The sequence below is a fragment of the Mycobacterium sp. 852002-51961_SCH5331710 genome, assembly GCF_001665535.1.
Taxonomy (GTDB): domain Bacteria; phylum Actinomycetota; class Actinomycetes; order Mycobacteriales; family Mycobacteriaceae; genus Mycobacterium.
Genome location: NZ_LZSQ01000006.1, coordinates 69,014 through 88,246 on the forward strand (window position 1 = coordinate 69,014; position 19,233 = coordinate 88,246).

22 protein-coding genes are annotated in these 19,233 nt (G+C 68.3%); 9 read left to right on the top strand and 13 right to left on the bottom strand.

Translation table 11 applies throughout. The features are described from left to right. The first annotated feature begins 35 nt into the window (after window positions 1-35). From purL to A5752_RS01250, 4 genes are read left to right on the top strand one after another with little or no spacing between them, the layout of a single operon-like run. Entirely contained in the window at window positions 36-2,333 is a 2,298-nt protein-coding gene (purL, locus tag A5752_RS01235; RefSeq protein ID WP_067080785.1) for a phosphoribosylformylglycinamidine synthase subunit PurL, read from the top strand. After that, window positions 2,330-4,054, top strand: coding sequence for an alpha/beta hydrolase (locus A5752_RS01240; protein WP_067080787.1), 1,725 nt, complete (start codon window positions 2,330-2,332; stop codon window positions 4,052-4,054). Before purL ends, A5752_RS01240 begins: the two co-directional genes overlap by 4 nt. Next, entirely contained in the window at window positions 4,054-4,677 is a 624-nt protein-coding gene (locus tag A5752_RS01245; RefSeq protein WP_067080790.1) for an Rv0804 family intramembrane glutamic endopeptidase, read from the top strand. The genes A5752_RS01240 and A5752_RS01245 overlap by 1 nt, the downstream gene beginning before the upstream one ends. Beyond that, window positions 4,674-5,465, top strand: coding sequence for an SDR family NAD(P)-dependent oxidoreductase (locus tag A5752_RS01250; RefSeq protein ID WP_067080792.1), 792 nt, complete (start codon window positions 4,674-4,676; stop codon window positions 5,463-5,465). Before A5752_RS01245 ends, A5752_RS01250 begins: the two co-directional genes overlap by 4 nt. Before the next feature lie 5 nt (window positions 5,466-5,470). Here A5752_RS01250 and A5752_RS01255 read toward each other — a convergent pair whose 3' ends face one another. Beyond that, a complete protein-coding gene (locus tag A5752_RS01255; protein ID WP_067080795.1) occupies window positions 5,471-6,679 on the bottom strand; it encodes an MCE family protein in 1,209 nt (402 codons plus the stop codon). Window positions 6,680-6,695: 16 nt separating this feature from the next. Between A5752_RS01255 and A5752_RS01260 the strand changes: the two genes are divergently transcribed. Beyond that, window positions 6,696-7,136 (top strand): sterol carrier family protein, encoded by a 441-nt coding sequence (locus A5752_RS01260; RefSeq protein WP_067080798.1) that lies wholly within the window; start codon window positions 6,696-6,698, stop codon window positions 7,134-7,136. Window positions 7,137-7,468: 332 nt separating this feature from the next. After that, window positions 7,469-8,992, top strand: a complete 1,524-nt coding sequence (gene purF, locus A5752_RS01265) for an amidophosphoribosyltransferase (RefSeq protein WP_067080800.1) — start codon at window positions 7,469-7,471, stop codon at window positions 8,990-8,992. Here the strand turns inward: purF and A5752_RS01270 are convergent, their stop codons facing one another. Together A5752_RS01270 and A5752_RS27335 are read right to left on the bottom strand one after the other, a co-directional pair. Further along, window positions 8,993-9,949 (bottom strand): NAD(P)H-binding protein, encoded by a 957-nt coding sequence (locus tag A5752_RS01270; protein ID WP_067080803.1) that lies wholly within the window; start codon window positions 9,947-9,949, stop codon window positions 8,993-8,995. 25 nt (window positions 9,950-9,974) lie between these two features. Continuing rightward, a complete protein-coding gene (locus A5752_RS27335) occupies window positions 9,975-10,133 on the bottom strand; it encodes a hypothetical protein (RefSeq protein ID WP_156613504.1) in 159 nt (52 codons plus the stop codon). A gap of 105 nt (window positions 10,134-10,238) precedes the next feature. On the opposite strand from A5752_RS27335, the gene purM reads away from it, so the two are divergent. Beyond that, window positions 10,239-11,312 carry a phosphoribosylformylglycinamidine cyclo-ligase gene (gene purM, locus A5752_RS01275; protein WP_067080806.1) on the top strand — a complete coding sequence of 358 codons (1,074 nt, stop codon included), beginning with the start codon at window positions 10,239-10,241 and terminating at the stop codon, window positions 11,310-11,312. 3 nt (window positions 11,313-11,315) lie between these two features. On the opposite strand, the gene A5752_RS01280 is transcribed toward purM, so the two are convergent. Beyond that, a complete protein-coding gene (locus A5752_RS01280) occupies window positions 11,316-11,495 on the bottom strand; it encodes a DUF3073 domain-containing protein (protein ID WP_067080808.1) in 180 nt (59 codons plus the stop codon). Between the two features lie 126 nt (window positions 11,496-11,621). Then, window positions 11,622-12,686, bottom strand: coding sequence for a CAF17-like 4Fe-4S cluster assembly/insertion protein YgfZ (gene ygfZ, locus A5752_RS01285; protein ID WP_067080811.1), 1,065 nt, complete (start codon window positions 12,684-12,686; stop codon window positions 11,622-11,624). A 52-nt stretch (window positions 12,687-12,738) separates the two neighbouring features. On the opposite strand from ygfZ, the gene A5752_RS01290 reads away from it, so the two are divergent. Then, the gene (locus tag A5752_RS01290; RefSeq protein WP_067080814.1) at window positions 12,739-13,626 is read left to right on the top strand and encodes an aminodeoxychorismate lyase; all 888 of its coding nucleotides are present in this window, start codon (window positions 12,739-12,741) and stop codon (window positions 13,624-13,626) included. 345 nt (window positions 13,627-13,971) lie between these two features. After that, complete coding sequence (locus tag A5752_RS01295) at window positions 13,972-14,817, top strand: ABC transporter substrate-binding protein (protein ID WP_067080816.1); 846 nt, start codon at window positions 13,972-13,974, stop codon at window positions 14,815-14,817. 4 nt (window positions 14,818-14,821) lie between these two features. Here the strand turns inward: A5752_RS01295 and A5752_RS01300 are convergent, their stop codons facing one another. From A5752_RS01300 to lmeA, 8 genes are all read right to left on the bottom strand, one after another. Then, a complete protein-coding gene (locus A5752_RS01300) occupies window positions 14,822-15,139 on the bottom strand; it encodes a hypothetical protein (RefSeq protein ID WP_067080818.1) in 318 nt (105 codons plus the stop codon). Continuing rightward, on the bottom strand, window positions 15,139-15,768 hold the full coding sequence (locus A5752_RS01305) for a heme-binding beta-barrel domain-containing protein (RefSeq protein ID WP_067080821.1): 630 nt from the start codon (window positions 15,766-15,768) through the stop codon (window positions 15,139-15,141). Before A5752_RS01305 ends, A5752_RS01300 begins: the two co-directional genes overlap by 1 nt. Window positions 15,769-15,994: 226 nt before the next feature. Then, window positions 15,995-16,297: a DUF1416 domain-containing protein gene (locus A5752_RS01310; protein ID WP_059098314.1), complete on the bottom strand. Its 303-nt coding sequence runs from the start codon at window positions 16,295-16,297 to the stop codon at window positions 15,995-15,997. 1 nt (window position 16,298) lies between these two features. Further along, complete coding sequence (locus tag A5752_RS01315; protein ID WP_067080824.1) at window positions 16,299-17,132, bottom strand: sulfurtransferase; 834 nt, start codon at window positions 17,130-17,132, stop codon at window positions 16,299-16,301. 36 nt (window positions 17,133-17,168) lie between these two features. Then, complete coding sequence (locus A5752_RS01320; protein ID WP_082963688.1) at window positions 17,169-17,645, bottom strand: DUF4395 domain-containing protein; 477 nt, start codon at window positions 17,643-17,645, stop codon at window positions 17,169-17,171. A gap of 115 nt (window positions 17,646-17,760) precedes the next feature. Further along, window positions 17,761-17,853: an Ms5788A family Cys-rich leader peptide gene (locus tag A5752_RS28190; RefSeq protein ID WP_353612291.1), complete on the bottom strand. Its 93-nt coding sequence runs from the start codon at window positions 17,851-17,853 to the stop codon at window positions 17,761-17,763. A 29-nt stretch (window positions 17,854-17,882) separates the two neighbouring features. Beyond that, window positions 17,883-18,305 carry a thioredoxin family protein gene (locus A5752_RS01325; RefSeq protein ID WP_067080830.1) on the bottom strand — a complete coding sequence of 141 codons (423 nt, stop codon included), beginning with the start codon at window positions 18,303-18,305 and terminating at the stop codon, window positions 17,883-17,885. Then, window positions 18,302-19,099: a mannan chain length control protein LmeA gene (gene lmeA / locus A5752_RS01330; protein ID WP_067081001.1), complete on the bottom strand. Its 798-nt coding sequence runs from the start codon at window positions 19,097-19,099 to the stop codon at window positions 18,302-18,304. Before lmeA ends, A5752_RS01325 begins: the two co-directional genes overlap by 4 nt. Window positions 19,100-19,233 lie beyond the last annotated feature (134 nt).

Sequence of the window (19,233 nt, forward strand, 5' to 3'; positions counted from 1 at the left end):
CGCGCGTTTCGCAGGTCACAACCTAGAATGGCCCCGTGACGTCGGAGCTAACCCACACCCTCGACACCGTCGACAGAGCCGCCGCCACTCCCGACCACCCCCAGCCGTTCCGCGAACTCGGCCTCAAGGACGACGAGTACCAGCGGATCCGCGAGATCCTGGGTCGCAGGCCCACCGACGCCGAACTGGCGATGTACTCGGTGATGTGGAGTGAGCACTGCTCGTACAAGTCGTCGAAGGTGCACCTGCGGTACTTCGGCGAGACCACCACCGAGGCGATGCGCAAGACGATGCTGGCGGGCATCGGAGAGAACGCCGGCGTGGTCGACATCGGTGACGGTTGGGCCGCCACCTTCAAGGTCGAGTCGCACAACCACCCGTCCTACATCGAGCCCTACCAGGGCGCCGCGACCGGCGTCGGCGGCATCGTGCGCGACATCATGGCCATGGGGGCGCGCCCGGTGGCGGTGATGGACCAATTGCGGTTCGGCGCGGCCGACGCGCCCGACACCCGCCGTGTCGTCGACGGGGTGGTCCGCGGCATCGGCGGCTACGGCAATTCCCTGGGACTGCCGAACATCGGCGGCGAGACCGTGTTCGACGCGTCCTACGGCGGCAACCCGTTGGTCAACGCGCTGTGCGTCGGGGTGTTGCGCAAGGAGGATCTGCACCTGGCGTTCGCCTCCGGCACCGGCAACAAGATCATCCTGTTCGGCGCGCGCACCGGTCTGGACGGCATCGGCGGCGTGAGCGTGCTGGCCAGCGAGACGTTCGGCGGCGACGAGGGCGGCTCGGCCGGCCGCAAGAAGCTGCCCAGCGTCCAGGTGGGCGACCCGTTCATGGAGAAGGTGCTCATCGAGTGTTGCCTGGAGCTGTACGCCGCCGACCTGGTCGTCGGCATCCAGGACCTGGGCGGAGCCGGACTTTCTTGTGCCACATCGGAACTCGCTTCTGCGGGTGACGGCGGTATGCGCATCGAGCTGGATGCCGTCCCGCTGCGGGCGGCGAACATGACACCCGCCGAGATCCTGTCGAGCGAGTCGCAGGAGCGCATGTGCGCGGTCGTCACGCCCGAGAACGTCGAGAAGTTCATGGCCGTCTGCCAGAAGTGGGAGGTGCTGGCCACGGTCATCGGCGAGGTGACCGACGGCGACCGGCTCCAGATCACCTGGCACGGCGAGACGGTCGTCGACGTGCCGCCGCGCACCGTCGCCCATGAGGGCCCGGTCTACGAGCGGCCGGTGCAGCGGCCCGAGACGCAGGATGCGCTCAACGCCGACACCTCCGCCACGCTGCCGCGGCCTTCGACGGGCGACGAGCTCAAGGCCACTTTGCTTGCGCTGCTTGGCAGCCCGCACCTGTGCAGCCGCGCGTTCATCACCGAGCAGTATGACCGCTATGTGCGCGGCAACACCGTGCTGGCCGAGGACGCCGACGGCGGGCTGTTGCGGGTCGACGAGGCCACCGGACGCGGTATCGCGATCTCCACCGACGCGTCGGGTCGCTACACCGCGCTCGACCCGTACACCGGGGCACAGTTGGCTCTGGCCGAGGCGTATCGCAACGTCGCGGTCACCGGAGCCACACCGGTCGCGGTGACGAACTGCCTGAACTTCGGCTCGCCGGAGGATCCCGGCGTGATGTGGCAGTTCAGCCAGGCCGTGCGCGGTTTGGCCGATGGTGCTGCGGCACTAGGCATTCCGGTCACCGGCGGCAACGTGAGCTTCTACAACCAGACCGGCACCACCGCGATCCTGCCGACGCCGGTCGTCGGTGTGCTCGGTGTGATCGACGACGTGCGGCGCCGCATTCCGACCGGATTCGGCGACGAACCCGGTGAGACGTTGATGCTGCTGGGCGAGACCCGCGACGAATTGGACGGATCGATCTGGGCCCAGGTCACCGCCGACCATCTGGGCGGGCTGCCGCCGAAGGTGGACCTCGCGCGCGAGAAGTTGCTCGCCGAGGTGCTGACCTCCGCATCGCGCGACGGCCTGGTCTCCGCCGCACACGACCTGTCCGAGGGTGGGCTGATCCAGGCCGTGGTCGAGGCCGCGCTGCGCGGCGAAACCGGTTGCCGCATCGTGCTTCCCGAGGGTCTAGATCCTTTCGTCGCGCTGTTCTCCGAGTCGGCGGGCCGGGTGCTCGTCGCGGTGCCGCGCACCGAGGAAAGCCGCTTCCGCGCGATGTGCGAGGCCCGCGGCCTGCCCGCCATCCGCATCGGCGTGGTGGACCAGGCCAGCAACGCAGTCGAGGTCCAGGGGCTGTTCACCGTCACTTTGGAGGACCTGCGCAGCACGTCGGAAAGCGTGCTGCCCGGGTTGTTCGGGTGAGTGAGCCGACCCGACAACGACACCCCCTCTACGTCTGGGCGTGGAGCCTGGTCCGCCTCGACTTCGTCGGAATCGCGTTCAGTGCGCTGCTCTTCTGCCTGTCACTGACCCCGTCGCTGCTGCCACGCGACTGGCTGTTCGCCGGGCTCATCGGCGGCATCAACGCCGCCATCGGCTACGGCATCGGCGTTTTCGTCGCAAAGATGTTGCGCCGCTTTGTGTTACGCCGCCGTGCCTGGTGGCCGCCGTCGAGGCGCGTGCTGTGGACGGCCGAAACCGTGACGGTACTGCTCGCGCTCACGGCGTGTGTGCTGATGGTGATCCCCGCCGCGGCGTGGCAGCGCCAGGTGTCGGCGGTGATGGGTTTGGAGGGCCCCACCACGCTCGGGTATCTACGCACGCTGGTGCTCGCGGCGTTCGTCGGCGCGGTCTGTGTGGCCACCGCGCGAGTGCTGCTCGACATCATCAAGACGATGGCCCGGTACTTCATCCGGCGGTGGCACCTGCACGACGAGGTGGCGCTGTTCATCGGCACCGCGATCGTCGTGGTGCTCGCCATCACGCTCATCAACGGTGTCCTGGTCCGCGGCTTCCTCGCGGGCGCCAACCGAGTGTTCCAGCCGCAGAACACGACGACCAGGGCGGGCATCGTTCAACCGCTCGAACCCGAAAGATCAGGCAGCCCAGAGTCGTTCGCGGCGTGGGACACGCTGGGCTATCAAGGCCGCAATTTCGTCGCGACCGGCCCGCACGCCGACGAGCTCACCGAAATCAACGGCGCGCCCGCCAAGGAGCCGATCCGGGTCTACGTCGGACTGCAGACCGCCGACACCGATGAGCAGCGAATGGCGGCGCTACTCAGCGAACTCGAGCGCACCGGCGCCTTTGAACGCAAGCTGCTGGTGATCATCCCCACCACCGGCACCGGCTGGGTCAACCCCGTGGCGGCCCGATCGCTGGAGATGATGTACAACGGCGACACCGCGCTGGTGGCTTCGCAGTACTCGTTTTTGCCGAGCTGGATTTCCTTCCTGGGCGACCAGCAGAAGTCGATGGAATCCGGACGGATGATGATCGACGCCGTCCACCAACGCTGGGAACGACTTCCGGAGGACCGGCGGCCCAAACTCGTGCTGTACGGGGAGAGCCTGGGTTCGATGGCCGGCCAGGGCGCCTTCGACTGGCTGCCCGACATCTCCCGGATGGGCTTCTCGTCGGTGCTGTGGGTGGGCCCGCCGAACGCCAGCCCGCTGTGGAGGGCCATCACCGAACGCCGCGATCCGGGAACCCCGGAAGTCGAACCGCGCTACGACAACGGCCGCACCGTGCGCTTCTCTCAGGGCACCGATCCGCGCGAGATCGCGAAGGTGACCGCCAAGCCATGGGAGGGCACGCGCGTGCTGTTCATGCAGCACCCGTCCGATCCGATCGTGTGGTGGTCGCCCGACCTCCTGTTCACCCGGCCGGACTGGCTACGCGAACCGCCCGGACGCGACCGCACCGCGTCGATGAGGTGGTACCCGATCGTCACGTTCGGACAGGTGGCCGCCGATATGACGAATGCTAGTTCGGTGCCCGACGGGCACGGCCACAACTACGGCGATCTGGTCCTCGACGGGTGGGCCGCCGTCGCACCTCCGCAAGGCTGGACACCCGAGGACACCGAGCGGATCCGCACCGCACTGACCAAAACCCAGTCCGAGGACGGGCCCGAATACTGATGGCCCGGGCGAGGTTTCGCGCCATCGCGATCGCGGCCGTCCTGGTCGCGTGGAGCTTCGTCGCGCCGCGGGTGCGGTTTCACCCGGTGTGGAACGCCGCGTTGGGCGCCGTCCTCTACGCGCTCGTACGTCCCCCGCTGGGGTTGCGCCCGCCGGCCCTGTGGTCCGGCCTGCGCTACGGCCTCGCCGCCGCGGCGCCGATCGCGCTCGGAGTGGCCGTCGCGACCGCGATCCCTCCGGTACGACAGGGAATGGCCGCGCGCGACCTGCCCGACCATCCGCTGCGGTGGATGGCGTGCGACATCCCGATCGGCACCGTCTGGCCCGAGGAGGTCGCCTACCGGGCGTTGTTGGGTCACGCCGCCGAGTCCGCGTTTCCGCCCGCCGGCGGACGGTTGCTGCAGGCGGTGGCGTTCGGCCTGTGGCACATCATGGATGCCCGCATCACCCGCAACCCCGTGTTGGGCACGGTCATGTTCACCGGTGTAGCGGGGTGGATGTTCGGGTGGCTGCACGCGCGGTCGGGCAGCCTGATCGCCCCGATGCTGGCGCACCTGGCCGCCAACGAAGCGGCGGCATTGGCGGCCCTGACCGTTCAGCGGCGCATAGAGTCCCGAACATGAGCACATCCGGACGCGCCCAGTCGCGAACTTTCGTCGTGACCGGTGCGGCATCGGGCATCGGCCTGGCCACCGCGCAGCGGCTGCTCGCCGAGGGCGGCACCGTGATCGGTGCAGACGTGGCCGAGCCGCACGAAAACCCGGGCGACGGTTTCGAGTTCGTCCGTACCGACGTCACCGACGAGGCCGCAGTGAATTCGCTGTTCGCCGCCGTGAGCGGGCGCCTCGACGGTGTCGTGCACGCTGCGGGCGTGGCGGGCGGCGGCCCGGTGCACCTGCTGGACCGCGCCGAGTGGGACCGCGTCATCGGGGTCAATCTCACCGGGACGTTCCTGGTGGCCAAGGCCGCGCTGGCCAAGATGATCGAGCAGCCGCGGGTGGACGGTGAACGCGGGTCGCTCGTCACCCTGGCCAGCATCGAGGGTTTGGAAGGCACGGCAGGAGGCAGCAGCTACAACGCGGCCAAGGGCGGCGTCGTACTGCTGACCAAGAACATCGCACTCGACTACGGCCCCAGCGGTATCCGGGCGAACGCCATCTGCCCCGGCTTCGTCGACACGCCGATGCTGCACAGCGTGATGGGTCTCGAGGGCATGGAAGGGCCGCTGCAGTCGATCACCGAGGAGCATGCGCTGCAGCGCCGCGGCAGGCCGGACGAGATCGCCTCGGTGGCAGCGTTTCTCGTATCACCCGATGCGTCGTTCGTGACCGGCCAGGCGATCGCGGTGGACGGCGGCTACACCGCCGGACGCGACCACGGCGTGGTGAAGCTGTTCGGCTTCCCCGACTGAGATCCTCACGGGTTGATCGTGAGCTCGCCGATCTGGCGACCCCACACGTACTCGATGAACAGCGGCTGGCCGAATTCGAGGTGGTTGTACGGGGCGATGCTGGCGCCGGTGTCCATCACCAGATACGGCGTCGGATACAGGTCGCGGGTGATGTCCTGCCAGCACCCCGGTCGGCCCTCCGGCCCACCCGTGGCGTTGACCCGCGGCAGGTTGTCGGGGTAGATGTACGGATTGCCTGCGCCGGCCAGGATGCCGCCACCGCCGGTCAGCGAGAACCCGTTGCCGCCCAACGTCTTCGCGACTTTGGGCTGCACCTCGGCGTACTTGCGGATCGAGCAGAGGATCGCAGGGCTGTGGTAATCCAGAAGTTCCGAGGTGGGCACCAGGTCGGCGGCGCCGCGCACGAGATATGGTCCGGCGCGTTCGAAGGTATCGGCGGCCTCGTCGGCGAAGCCGAGCGCCGCGATGAGGGCGGCGTCGAGTTCGGACTGGTGTTCGTTGAGCGTGCGCGCCGACGTCACCGCGTCGCGCAAGCCGTCGAACAGGTCGCCAGAGGCCTCGGCGTACACCTCGGTGAGATCGGCCAGCAGGCGGGTGTCGCTACGCAGCGACTGCATGCGCGGGTTGAGATCGTCGAGGATTCGGTTGCCGTTGACGAGCGACTCGCCGAAGGCGTCGCCACCCACGCCGTTGAGCGCTGCGGCCGTCGCCGCCAACGTCTGGTTCAACTTGATCGGGTCGACCTTCTCGGCGAGCGCGAGGACCGTCTCGAAGACTGTGTTGAACTCCGTCGTCACCGCCGATGCCTCGATCACATCACCCGGCGATATATGGTGCGGCGAAGCGTCTTTGGGTGACTCGAGCGAGATGTACTTGTTGCCGAACACTGTGGTGGCCCGAATCTCGGCCGTCACGTTCGCCGGAATGCGTTCCAGGTAGCGAGGATTGACGTCCAACGACAGCTGCGCCTGCTGACCGACGGCGGTGTCGACGTGGGTGATTGCGCCGACGCGCCCGATCTCCACGCCGTTGTATGTCACCTTCGCTCCCCGCTCGACGACCAGGCCTGCGCGAGGCGACAGCAACAGCAGCTGCGTTTTACGGCTCAGGTCACCGCGGAACTGAAGGTAGAGAAGCGTCGCCGCGACCGCGGCGACGATCAGCAGCACCGCACCGGCCACCTTGTACGGCGGCTTGTTGCGGTCGACAAACACTTTGAGACAGTAGATTATGGCCACCGCTCGAAGGGACCGTACGGCCGATCCGGTGAAGACCCGTGCCGCAGTCGCGAAGCTGGCCGCATGGTTGCGCGACGAGTCTCAGGCTGAACCGTCACGCACCGAGGTCGCCGAAGCGGTGCGGTTGACTGCGCGCACCCTCGCGGCGGTGGCGCCGGGCTCGAGCGTGGAGGTCCGTGTCCCGCCGTTCGTCGCTGTGCAGTGCATCGAGGGTCCGGCTCACCGCCGCGGCAACCCGCCCAACGTCGTGGAAACCGATCCGCGGACGTGGCTGTTGTTGGCCGCCGGGCTGACGACGGTGGCCGACGCCGCAGCGAGCGGAACACTGGTCCTGTCGGGCTCGCGCGCCGGCGAGATTGGCGACTGGCTGCCGCTCGTCGACCCGGGGTCGGCGCCGGTCACCGGAAGTACGGATAGTCCTGAACCCGGTTGAAGCCACGCGTGCGCAGGGGGAAGACGTTCAGATCCATGCGTTGCAACGACATGGTGACGGCAGAAAGAGGAGAACCCCGGCGAGCACTTCGGCCGAACCCGTAGAAGAACATCTGGCTGCCGAGGAACATCCCGCAGCAACACGAAGAACCAGGCACTCAGGCGCGGGTAGAACGTTCGGCGTCGGACGAGGACCGACCACACCGCGGTGTTGCAGGGATGCGGCGACGTCGGCAGCAACGTGTCCCACGACACGCTCCGCGGCTTCGTTTCCGGTCGCCGATACCCGTAGACTCGTGGCATCAGCCGTCCTCCCCCCGGAGCAGCCATATCGTGACCGGCGAACAGACCGATCCAGAACCCCGCGAAGAGTGTGGTGTATTCGGCGTCTGGGCGCCGGGTGAAGAAGTCGCCAAGCTCACCTACTACGGCTTGTACGCTCTGCAGCACCGCGGTCAAGAAGCGGCGGGCATTGCCGTGGCCGACGGTTCGCAGGTGCTGGTCTTCAAAGATCTGGGCCTGGTCAGCCAGGTGTTCGACGAGCAGACGCTGGCCGCGATGGAGGGCCACGTCGCGATCGGGCACTGCCGCTACTCCACCACCGGTTCGACAACCTGGGAGAACGCCCAGCCGGTGTTCCGCAACACCTCGGCCGGTACGGGCGTCGCGCTGGGGCATAACGGCAACCTCGTCAATGCGGCCGAACTCGCGGCCCGCGCGCGTGAGGCCGGACTGCTCGACACCCGCGGGGCTCCCGCGGCGACCACTGACTCCGACATCCTGGGCGCGCTGTTGGCCCATGGTGCAGCCGATTCGACCCTCGAGCAGGCCGCGCTGGAACTGCTGCCCACGGTGCGCGGCGCCTTCTGCCTGACGTGGATGGACGAGAACACCCTGTACGCCGCCCGCGACCCGTACGGGGTGCGGCCGTTGGCGCTGGGGCGGTTGGACCGGGGCTGGGTCGTCGCATCGGAGACCGCGGCGCTCGACATCGTCGGCGCCTCCTTCGTCCGCGACATCGAGCCCGGTGAGCTGCTCGCGATCGACGCGGACGGGGTGCGCTCCACCCGCTTCGCCAGCCCCGAGCCCAAAGGTTGCGTCTTCGAATACGTCTATCTGGCACGGCCGGACAGCACGCTGGCGGGCCGATCGGTGCACGCGACCCGCGTTGACATCGGCCGGCGGCTGGCCAGGGAGATGCCGGTCGAGGCCGACCTCGTGATCGGCGTCCCGGAGTCGGGCACACCCGCCGCGGTGGGCTACGCGCAGGAGTCCGGAATCCCGTACGGCCAGGGCCTGATGAAGAACGCCTATGTCGGGCGCACGTTCATCCAGCCGTCGCAGACCATCCGCCAACTCGGCATCCGGCTCAAGCTCAACCCGCTCAAGGAAGTGATCCGCGGTAAGCGCCTGATCGTCGTCGACGATTCGATCGTGCGCGGCAATACCCAGCGCGCGCTGGTCCGGATGCTGCGGGAAGCCGGAGCGGTCGAGGTGCACGTCCGGATCGCGTCCCCGCCCGTCAAGTGGCCGTGCTTCTACGGCATCGACTTCGCCACACCGGCGGAGCTCATCGCCAACGCCGTCGACGACGAGGACGAGATGCTCGAGGCGGTGCGCCACGCCATCGGCGCCGACACACTCGGATACATCTCGAAGCAGGGCATGATCGCGGCCACCGAGCAACCCGCGTCGCGCTTGTGCAGCGCATGCTTCGACGGCAAGTACCCGATCGAGCTGCCGGGCGAATCGGCGTTGGGCAAGAACGTGATCGAGCACATGCTCTCGACCGCCGCCAAGAGCGGTATCCCACTGCAGTCCGACAACGACAACGCCTCGGCGCTGCGCCGCCCCTGATTACAGACCGACGCGCGCCCAGTGCGGGTCGGTCGGCAATGGACCCCGCTGCAGCGCCGTCGCGACCGCGTCGCGGTAACCGGTCACGCCGCCTTCGGGCGGGGCGATGACATCGTCGATGTCGTGGTTGGCCATCACCGCGTCGCATTCCAGCGACTCCACCAGCGGCCGCGCCAGCCCGCCGGGCAGCGGCGTGACCAACCCGATCCACCAGCTCGCGATTGTCGGTGTGAGCCAAGGCAATACGACCATCACACGGCGGCGTCGGCCCGACACCTCGGCGTAGACCTGCATGGCCTCGCCGTACTCCAGCACGTCGGGGCCGCCGATGTCCCAGGTGCGCGACGTCGGGACCGTCGCCGTCGCGGCCTCGGCGAGATAGTGCAGAGCGTCGTCTATAGCGATCGGCTGGATCTTGTTGTGCACCCACTTCGGCGTGGTCATCGCCGGGAGACGGTTGGTCAGGTGGCGAATCATCTCGAACGACGCCGAACCCGCGCCGATCACGATGCCAGCCTGTAGTACCACGGTCTCGATGCCCGACTCGATCACGATCTCGCCGACGTCGGTGCGCGATTGCAGGTGGGGGGAGAGGTCGGCTCCCGACGGGTGCAGCCCGCCCAGGTACACCACGCGCCTGACGCCCGCGTCGCGGGCCGCCTCCACGACATTGCGGGCCGAGCGCGCCTCCTCTTCGACGAAGTTCGGTGAGGTGCCCATCGAGTGCACGAGGTAGTAGACGACGTCGATGTCGGCGAACGCCTTGCGCAGCGAGTCGGTGTCGCCGAGATCGCCGCGCGCCACCTCCACGCGGTCGCGCCACGGCACGTCGTCGAGTTTGTCGAGGTTGCGGGCCAGCGCCCGCACGGCGTGCCCGCGGTCGAGCAGTGCGGGCACCAGGCGTCCGCCGATGTAGCCGGTCGCTCCCGTCACCAAGCAGCGAATATGGTCAGTCACTCCGCCGGGATCGCCGATTTCGGCGTCAGGCAAACCCGCAACCGGGATCGGGCATGTCCACCGACAGCGTCGGCCCCAGGTTGCGGCCCATGTGCACGTTGCCTTCGCGGATCGGGCCGAACACCGCCAGCGCGAGCGCCGCGCACGGACACATAGCCGTCGCGCTGCGGCGAACTGCTGTCATGAGCGGTCAGGTTGTCACACTGGCGGGGCGCGCGACATCTCAGCTGGAGCGATACCTCCCAAGGCGGTTACCGCAGCGCGGCGAACACCGGTAGCCTTTACCGCGATGACCGAACGCGCCGAACCTGCCGGCATCTCCTACGCGTCGGCCGGGGTCGACATCGAAGCCGGTGACCGAGCCGTCGAACTTCTCAAACCGCTCGCCGAGAAGGCGACCAGGCCCGAGGTGCGCGGCGGCATCGGCGGCTTTGCCGGACTGTTCGCGCTGCGCGGCGGCTACCGGGAGCCGGTGCTCGCCTCCTCCACCGACGGAGTCGGCACCAAGCTGGCCGTTGCACAGGCCATGGACAAACACGATACGGTCGGAATCGACCTTGTCGCGATGGTCGTCGACGACCTCGTCGTCTGCGGCGCCGAACCGCTGTTCCTGCAGGACTACATCGCCGTCGGCCGCACGGTCCCCGAACGGATCAGCGAGCTCGTGGCCGGCATCGCCAACGGATGCCTTCAGGCCGGTTGCGCGCTGCTCGGCGGTGAGACGGCCGAACATCCCGGTCTGATGGCCCCCGACCACTACGACATCTCGGCCACCGGCGTCGGCGTGGTGGAAGCCGACGACGTGCTCGGCCCGGATCGGGTCAAACCCGGCGACGTGCTGATCGCGATGGCCTCCACCGGTCTGCACTCCAACGGCTACTCGTTGGCGCGAAAGGTGCTGCTGGACATCGACCGGATGAACCTGGCCGGCCACGTCGAGGAGTTCGGCCGCACGCTGGGCGAGGAGTTACTGGAGCCGACCCGCATCTACGCCAAGGATTGCCTGGCGCTGGCGGCCGAGACGCAGGTGCGGACGTTCTGCCACGTCACCGGCGGCGGACTGGCAGGCAACCTCGAACGCGTGGTCCCGCACGGCCTCGTCGCCGAGATCGACCGCGGCACGTGGACTCCCGCACCCGTGTTCGCGATGATCGGGCAGCGTGGCCGGGTCGAGCGCGCAGAGATGGAGCGGACCTTCAACATGGGTGTCGGCATGGTCGCGGTGGTTGCACCCGAGGACACCGACCGCGCGTTGGCGATCCTGACCGCGCGTCACTTGAACTGCTGGACGCTGGGAACGGTCAAAAAGGGCGGTAAAGACGGCCCACGAGCCAGGCTCGTCGGGCAGCACCCGCGCTTCTAGAGGTCAGCGACGCCAGTCGTCCTCTTCGACCCAATCGTCGGCCACCGCGTCGGTGCCCGCCAGGTCGTCATCGGAAGCGCCCGACAGCTCGCGCTGAAGCCGCTCGAAGTCGGTCTGCGGTGAGCTGTATTTGAGCTCACGAGCAACCTTGGTCTGCTTTGCCTTTGCCCGGCCGCGGCCCATGGGGGGACCCCCTCGCGCAATAACGGAGCGGCCCGATTAGCAGGCGGCTCCGATCTGATCTGTCTTTTATCGTCCTGCCAACACTTTACCGTGCCTGGCTGCGGTCTGCTGCCAGGCCCTCGGCGATCAGCGGGTTCCGCCCCGTAGCCCTTCGACCGCGCGACGCCCGGCACCTGCGACGTCAGGCGGTGGCATCGAATCGACGTCGATGCCCGCGGGCACGCCGTCGACGGTCAATTCGGTGTCCGCAGGCAGCCCGCGCTTGAGCAGCGCCAGCGCGATCGGCCCCTCATCGACGTGGTCGACCACGGTGCCCAGGCGGCCGACCACCCGTCCACCGGCGAGCACCTGAGCCCCGGTCGCCGGCCGGTCGGTCGAGCCGTCGAGGTGCAGCAGAACCAGCATCCGGGGCGGTTTTCCCAGGTTGTGCACCCGCGCGACCGTCTCCTGGCCCCGGTAGCAGCCCTTGTCCAGGTGCACTGCGGGGCCGATCCAGCCGACCTCGTGCGGGATCGTCCGCTCATCGGTGTCCACGCCGAGGCGCGGTCGCACCGCGGCCACCCGGTGGGCTTCGTACGCCCAGACGCCGGCGGGCCGCACCCCGGCGTCGGTGAGCCGGCGCAGCCACGATTGCACCTGTTCGCGCGGGACGACGAGGTCGAGTTCGATCCCGTCGGTGTCGAGACGACGCACGAAACCGCCGTCGGGGAGCGCGACCGCCGTCCGTTCGGGCGGTAGCGAACCGATGCCGAGCGCATCGAGCACCGCGGGCTCGCCCAACCGCGGCCCGAGCAGCGACAACACCGCCAGGTCTGCCGGTTCCACCGCGACGTCGGACCAGAACACCATCTTGCGTAAGTAGGCCAGCAGCGGCTCGCCGCGCGAGGGTTCGGTGTCGAGATAGGTGACGTCGCCGAGTTCTGTTTGTACCCAGTGATCTTCGACACGACCCTGCCCGTCGAGGCTGAGATTCTCGGTGACGGCGCCGTCGGGAAGCTCGCTCACGTGCTGGGTGGTGAGGCTGTGCAGCCACGTCTTGCGGTCGGCGCCCGTCAACGTGAGCACGGCGCGATGGGAGCGGTCCACGACGACGGCCTCGTCGGCGGCCGCTCGTTGTTCGCCGAGCGGGTCGCCGTGATGCCAGACGGCTCCAGCGTCGGGTCCGGTGTCCGGGGCAGGCACAGCTGACATACGTCAACTCTACGTTCGGCGTCCGGCGGCCCCGCGGCTACGCTTTGGGCCCATGGCTGGCCAACCCGGCGTCGTGGTGACGCTCGACGGGCAACTGCACGCCCCGGCGGTGCCGCTGCTGCATGCCGACGACCTCGCTGCCGTCCGCGGCGACGGTGTCTTCGAGACGCTGTTGATCCGCGACGGGCGGCCATGCCTGCTCGAGGCGCACCTGTCCAGGCTCACGCAGTCCGCGCGGATGCTCGACCTCCCCGACCCCGACCTTTCGCGCTGGCGCTCGGCGGTGTCCGTAGCGGTGGCGCAGTGGACCGCGGCGACGGGAGAGGAAGGCGTGCTGCGGTTGGTCTACAGCCGCGGGCGGGAAAGCGGTTCGCCCCCGACCGCGTTCGCCACGATCGGCGCACTGCCCGGGCGAGTGGGCGAGGTGCGTCGCAACGGCCTTGCGGCACTGACGCTGGCGCGCGGGCTCTCCGCAGACGGCATCGACGCGATGCCGTGGCTGCTGGCAGGTGCGAAGACGTTGTCCTATGCGGTCAACATGGCCGCGCTGCGGCACGCCGAGCGAAACGGGGCCGGGGACGTGATCTTCGTCGGCTCCGACGGTTTCATCCTCGAGGGGCCGCGCTCGACGGTGGTGATCGCGGCGGAGTCCGAGCCGGGCGCGGGCGACGTCGCGTTCTTCACTCCGCCGCCGTGGTTTCCGATCTTGCGCGGCACCACGCAGCAGGCGCTGTTCGAGGTCGCGAGGGACAAAGGTTACGACTGCGATTACCGAGCGCTGCGGCCGGCGGATCTGCTTACCGCACAAGGTGTTTGGTTGGTGTCGAGCATCACACTGGCTGCGCGGGTGCACACCCTCGACGGGAAGCCGCTACCGGCGAGCCCGTTGGCGGCCGAGTTCTCCGAACTCGTCGACGCCGCGATCGTCTGTGATCGCTGAACGCTGAATCCCCGACAATTCGGTTGTCGCCTCCTGCGTGCGCGAGTACCGTCGCTCGTACACAGGAGAGGAGGTGGTCCGAGATTTTGAGTGACTTATGGACTTGTGAGGTGGCTGCGAGCTAGCAGCGCCAGGGGAATGAGCTGACGGCTCTTCGCGTCCTGCGCGCGCTGGCGAATTCCCCGCAGTCACCCGGCCCCCGAGCCCCTCGGTTTTGTCCGCCAGGAACACACGGCTCGGGGGCCGCTCCATATCCGGTGTTCGACATCTAATGGCCGAATCGGTAGCGAACCGTTGCACGCCCGGACTGGCGCGTCACCGGTGCGCCGGGCGATTGTGCGCCCCATGCGCATCGTCAGGAAGCTCGGCGTGCTGCTGGCCGCCCTCGCGACCGTGACGGCCTGCGCACCCACTGCCGAGCCCTACAGCGCGCCGCGCCCCCAGGACTGCCAGAAGGACAGGTTGGCGACCCTCTACAAGGGCGTGTTCACCTTCGGTACCGACCAGCCGGTGTACCCGCCGTGGTACATGGGCGACAACCCCGCCAGCGGCGAAGGGTTCGAATCCGCGCTCGCCTACGCCATCGCCGATCGGCTCGGTTACGCCCAGAGCGACGTGCGATGGGTGCGGGTGCCGTTCAGCGAGGCCATCGCATCGGGCCCGAAGACGTTCGACGCCAACCTCAACCAGTTCTCCATCACCGAACAGCGCAGGGCCGCCGTCGACTTCACGACTCCCTACTTCGACGTGAACCAGGCCGTCGTCACCGTCAGGAACTCACCCGCGGCGAGGGTGAAGAGCCTGGACGACCTCAAGGCGCTACGGCTGGGCGCGCAGGTCGGCAGCACCAGCCACACCGCGGCGTTGGCGGTCGGCGGACGCAAGGCGGTCGAGGTGTACAACACGACCGGCGATGCGAAGCTCGCGCTCAGCACCGGCGAAATCGACGCGCTGGTCGCCGATCTGCCGACGGCGTTCACGGTCGCGAGCGAGCTGCGCAACGGAATGATGGTCGGCCAATTGCCCGCCGCCAACGACGTCGCGGAGCAGTTCGGTGTGGTGCTCGCCAAGCGCAGCGGGCTGACGGCCTGTGTGTCCTCGGCCGTCGACGCGCTGCGCGATGACGGCACGCTGACGCAGTTGCGCAGCGAGTGGTTGGCCGAGGCCGGCAAGGCCCCGCAGCTCGCTTAGCCGTCTAGCCGGCGGGTCCCGGCGCGAACGTGGCGCACGCCTGCATGGCCTCGTTCCAGACGCCGGGGTCGACACCGGCGGGCGGTCCGGCAGGACCGGGCGCGGCGGGGACGCCGTGGTCGGTCAGGCACTGCGCCAGCGACCCGTGGCCGGACGGCGTCTCCGAAGCGGTGGGCTGGGCGGGGGCCTCTGAGGTGGTGGAGGCAGTGGTCTGCGCCGGCGTTCCCGACGTCGTGGTCGGCTCCTCGGTAGGCGGTTCTGACGAGCAACCGGCCAGGGTCGCGGCCGCGGCGAGTCCCGCGGCGAACAGGATCGCGCGCATCAGCCGACGAACCTCGACAATCGGGCCGACAGGTGGGGGACCAGGCCGCCGTCGGCGTCGACACGTTCCTCGACGTAGGCCAGATCGCCACCCTCGACGATGCCGTACAGCCGTTTGGCGCCGCCGACCAGCATCCCGGACTTGCTGCGCGCCAACGCGTCGGTGACCAGCTCCCACGACGACTGGGTGAGGGGACGGCCGTAGAACAGCTCGATGTATCCCGCGGAATGGGCCAGCAGCAACTCGATGGCCTGCGACTCAGACGGGTCTGCGGGGTCGTTGACGAAGCGCCAGTAACCCGACTCGCGCAGTGACGGCTGTTCGTAGTCGCCCGACTCGGTCAACCGCCAGGAGCGGGCTTCCCAGATCAGGTAGTCCCCGCCGTCGTGCGAGACGACAATCTGCTGGCCGAACCGGTAATCACCGTCGGTTCCGCGGCCCTCGCCCTCACCGCGCCACACGCCGACCAGCGGCAGCAGGGCGAGCAGCGCGTCGTTGAGGTTCACACCCTCGCGGAGATTGGCGGTATCGGCGGGGGCGGGCAGATCGCCGAATACCGGAATGTTGCGCGCCGCGGTCGATTTCGCGCGTTCAGCCGCGGCCGCTACAGCGTCGTCGCCGGATGTCACGACTCGTCGGTGATCAGCCGGTACAGCGCGTACAACGCGAACCAAGTGATCACCACGACGGCTGCCACCAGCAGGATCTCGTAGAACAACACCACGGCCACGAGTCTAGTCGGCCGCGGAAGGCCGAGCGCACCAGCCTCTGCATGGCCTCATGCACCGAACGTGAGCCTGTGAGCGAGATCTGCGCGGATCGTCGATCACAGGCTCACGTTCGAGCCAGCGGGTCTCAGGCGACCTTGACGTCGACCTCGTGGATACCGGCACCCGACGGCGCGACGACGGCGTCGCCGTTGCCGACCTTCGACAGAGCGCGCAGCGTCCACGTGCCCGGCGCCGCGAAGAACCGGAAGTCGCCGGTGGCCGACGCGACCACCTCGGCGGTGAACTCGTCGGAGCTGTCCAGCAGGCGCACGAACGCGCCGCCGACGGCCTGGCCCGACCCGTCAACGACGCGGCCGGTGATCACCGTCTCCTTCTCGAGGTCGACGCTGGCAGGCAACGTCAGGCCTTGTTTCGGGGCAGAGCACATATCAACTTCCCAACTCGATCGGGGCACCCACGAGGGAGCCGTATTCCGTCCAACTGCCGTCATAGTTCTTGACGTTCTTGTGTCCGAGCAGCTCCTGCAGCACGAACCAGGTGTGCGACGAGCGTTCACCGATGCGGCAGTACGCGATGGTTTCCTTCTGGCCGTCGAGACCGGCCTCGGCGTACAGCTTCGCCAGGTCCTCGTCGGACTTGAAGGTCCCGTCGTCGTTGGCCGCCTTGCTCCACGGAACGTTGATGGCGCCGGGGATATGCCCGGGCCGCTGGCTCTGCTCCTGGGGCAGGTGGGCCGGCGCGAGGATCTTCCCGGAGAACTCGTCGGGGGAGCGCACGTCGACGAGGTTCTTGTTGTTGATCGCCTCGATCACCTCGTCGCGGAAGGCGCGGATGCTGTTGTCGGGCGCCTTGGCCGTGTAGCTGGTCGCGGGCCGCTTGACCACGTCGGTCGACAGCGGGCGCCCGTCGAGCTCCCACTTCTTGCGGCCGCCGTCGAGCAGCTTGACGTCCTGATGCCCGTACAGCTTGAAGTACCAGTAGGCGTATGCGGCGAACCAGTTGTTGTTGCCGCCGTAGAGGACCACGGTGTCGTCGTTGCTGATGCCGCGTTCGCTCAGCAGCTTCGAAAATTGTTGCTGGTCAACGAAATCGCGACGGACCGGATCCTGCAGGTCAGTCTTCCAGTCGATCCTCACGGCGCCCTCGATGTGGCCGCCGTCGTAGGCGCTGGTGTCCTCGTCAACCTCGACGAACACGATGTTCGGCGCGTTGAGATTGCTCTCGGCCCAGTCAGCCGTGACCAGGACGTCGGAGCGTGCCATAGATGAGAGTCCTTTCGTTGCTTCGGTTTTGAAGTTTTATGTGGGTGAGGATGCGCGCGCGACCTTGCGGAAGCGCGCGACGAGCGGATAGAGCTGGCAGCCCAGGCAGATGCCGAAGGCCGCGTTCAGAAAGGCCGCCACCAGCGCGAACGCGGTGGCGATCAGTCCGAGAAGAGACATGCCGGCGGCGAAGCCGACCACGCCGAGCACCGCGAACACGAGGCCGACGAGCTGGGCGAACTGCAGTGGCGCCACCGGTTCCTTCTCGGTGACGGGTCCCAGGCGCGGGGCGATGAGGCGGGCGAAGATCAGGCCGTAGGGGTGGGAACGCGGACCGCGCCAGGCTCCAACGGCGAAGACGACGCCCTGCACGCCCAGCACGACCGCCGCGGCGACCGGGCTCACCGGCGACACCAGCAGCGTCGCCACCAGCACGGCCGTGGTCAGCCACGCGGCGAACCGTGGGCCGCGCACATCTACCTGGTCGGCGGTCTTGCTCTGGGCTGTCGACATATTTGTCGTTGACATTCATGTGCTCCTGTTGCGGTCATCGGGTCGGGCTGGGCTGAGAAAGGAAGGACCACAGGGGGTCGTTCCCGAGTGCGGCGCAAAGAGAAGGCGCGGCTACTCAGCAGCTACAACAACAACAACAGCAACCCGCGACGCGGCACAGATCGACTGCGCGGCGCTTGGTGAGCATCGGCTCGAGGCGGGCGGACACGCCGGACAGCTTACCAATCGAGACGGTGATCAAGCCAACAGCGGTTCCAGCGCCGAGCGCAGGTCAGCGGCCTTGGGAACACCGTGGGTCCGGTAGCGGGGCCGACCGTCGCGGTCGAACACGATGGTGGTGGGAAGCGACAGCACCGAAAGCCGCCGCGCGGCTTGTGGGTTGGCGTCCATGTCGATCTCGACGTGCGCCACCGCGGGCAATTCCGCGCAGACCTCGTCGACGACCCTGCGCACCGCGCCGCACGGGCCGCACCACTCGGCGGAGAAGTGCAGGACGGTCGGTCCGGTCGACGACAGGCCGAGATCGCTCGTGTCGACATTGGACGCGTCCTCGCTCGCCTTGAGCAGGCCTGATCGGAGCGCGAGCAGCCGCCCGATCACGTACGCCACCCCCAGCGCCGCGACGAGCACGGTGATCACCAACACCCAGGAAGAGCTCATGACAGGTGGAACTCATCCAGCGCGACGGATACTCCCTCGGCGATGCCCTCGATGATGATGTCGGAGCCGCGCGCACCCTGCGCCGTCGGCGCCAGCCCGAACGGAAGCTTCTGACCGGGCACGATTCCGGTGAACGCGGCCAGCACCGCGTCCCTCTTGTCCTCGGGGACCTCCTGGTCGGCGGTCCCCGGCCCGGTCAGCACGCCGGTGGCCGTCATCACCAGCGTCGTCTGGTCCGGTCCGGCCATCTCGAGGTCCACCGCGATGCTCACCCTGTCGTGGAAGTCGGCCTTGGCGGGCGTCCCGGTGAACACCACACCCGTATTACCCGAGATACCCGATTCCGTCGTGCCGCCCGTTGCGTCGTTGCTCTCCCGTGTCGGGGCCTCCACCAGCAGGTCGGGGATGTCCATGTACCGACCCAGATGCGTCGAATCGACGATGATGCGGCTCTCGGCCTTGCCGACAGGCAGCGCGGCGTCGGGTCCGACCAGCCACGAATCGCCGGGCAGGTCGATGTCGTGCAGCGTCGCTTCCAGTGAGGCCTTGCCGACCACCCGGTTGTCGACGCCGTTGGCCCTGATCTCCACCTCGTCATAGCGGCTGTCGGTGGCCTGGGTGATGAACGGGAACCCGAGGATCGCCACCGAGGGGTCGTTCTGCAGGTCAGCGGCGGTGCGCACGCTCCTGGCCAGCCGGTATTCGGCGTAGATCGCCGCGCCGAAGTCGGCCCCGACGGCGCAGACGGCCACCGCGAGCACCGTCGCCAACACCCCGATCAGCAGCTTGCGCACCCGCACATTCTGGCCCACGGCGGGGCCGTCGTACCGTTCGGCGCAGCTCTGAGGCGGGTTGCGGGTTATCGTTAGAAAACCATCGGCCCGGTAACGGGCGTATGTCGAGCATGAATCTGGGAAGTCACCGACCG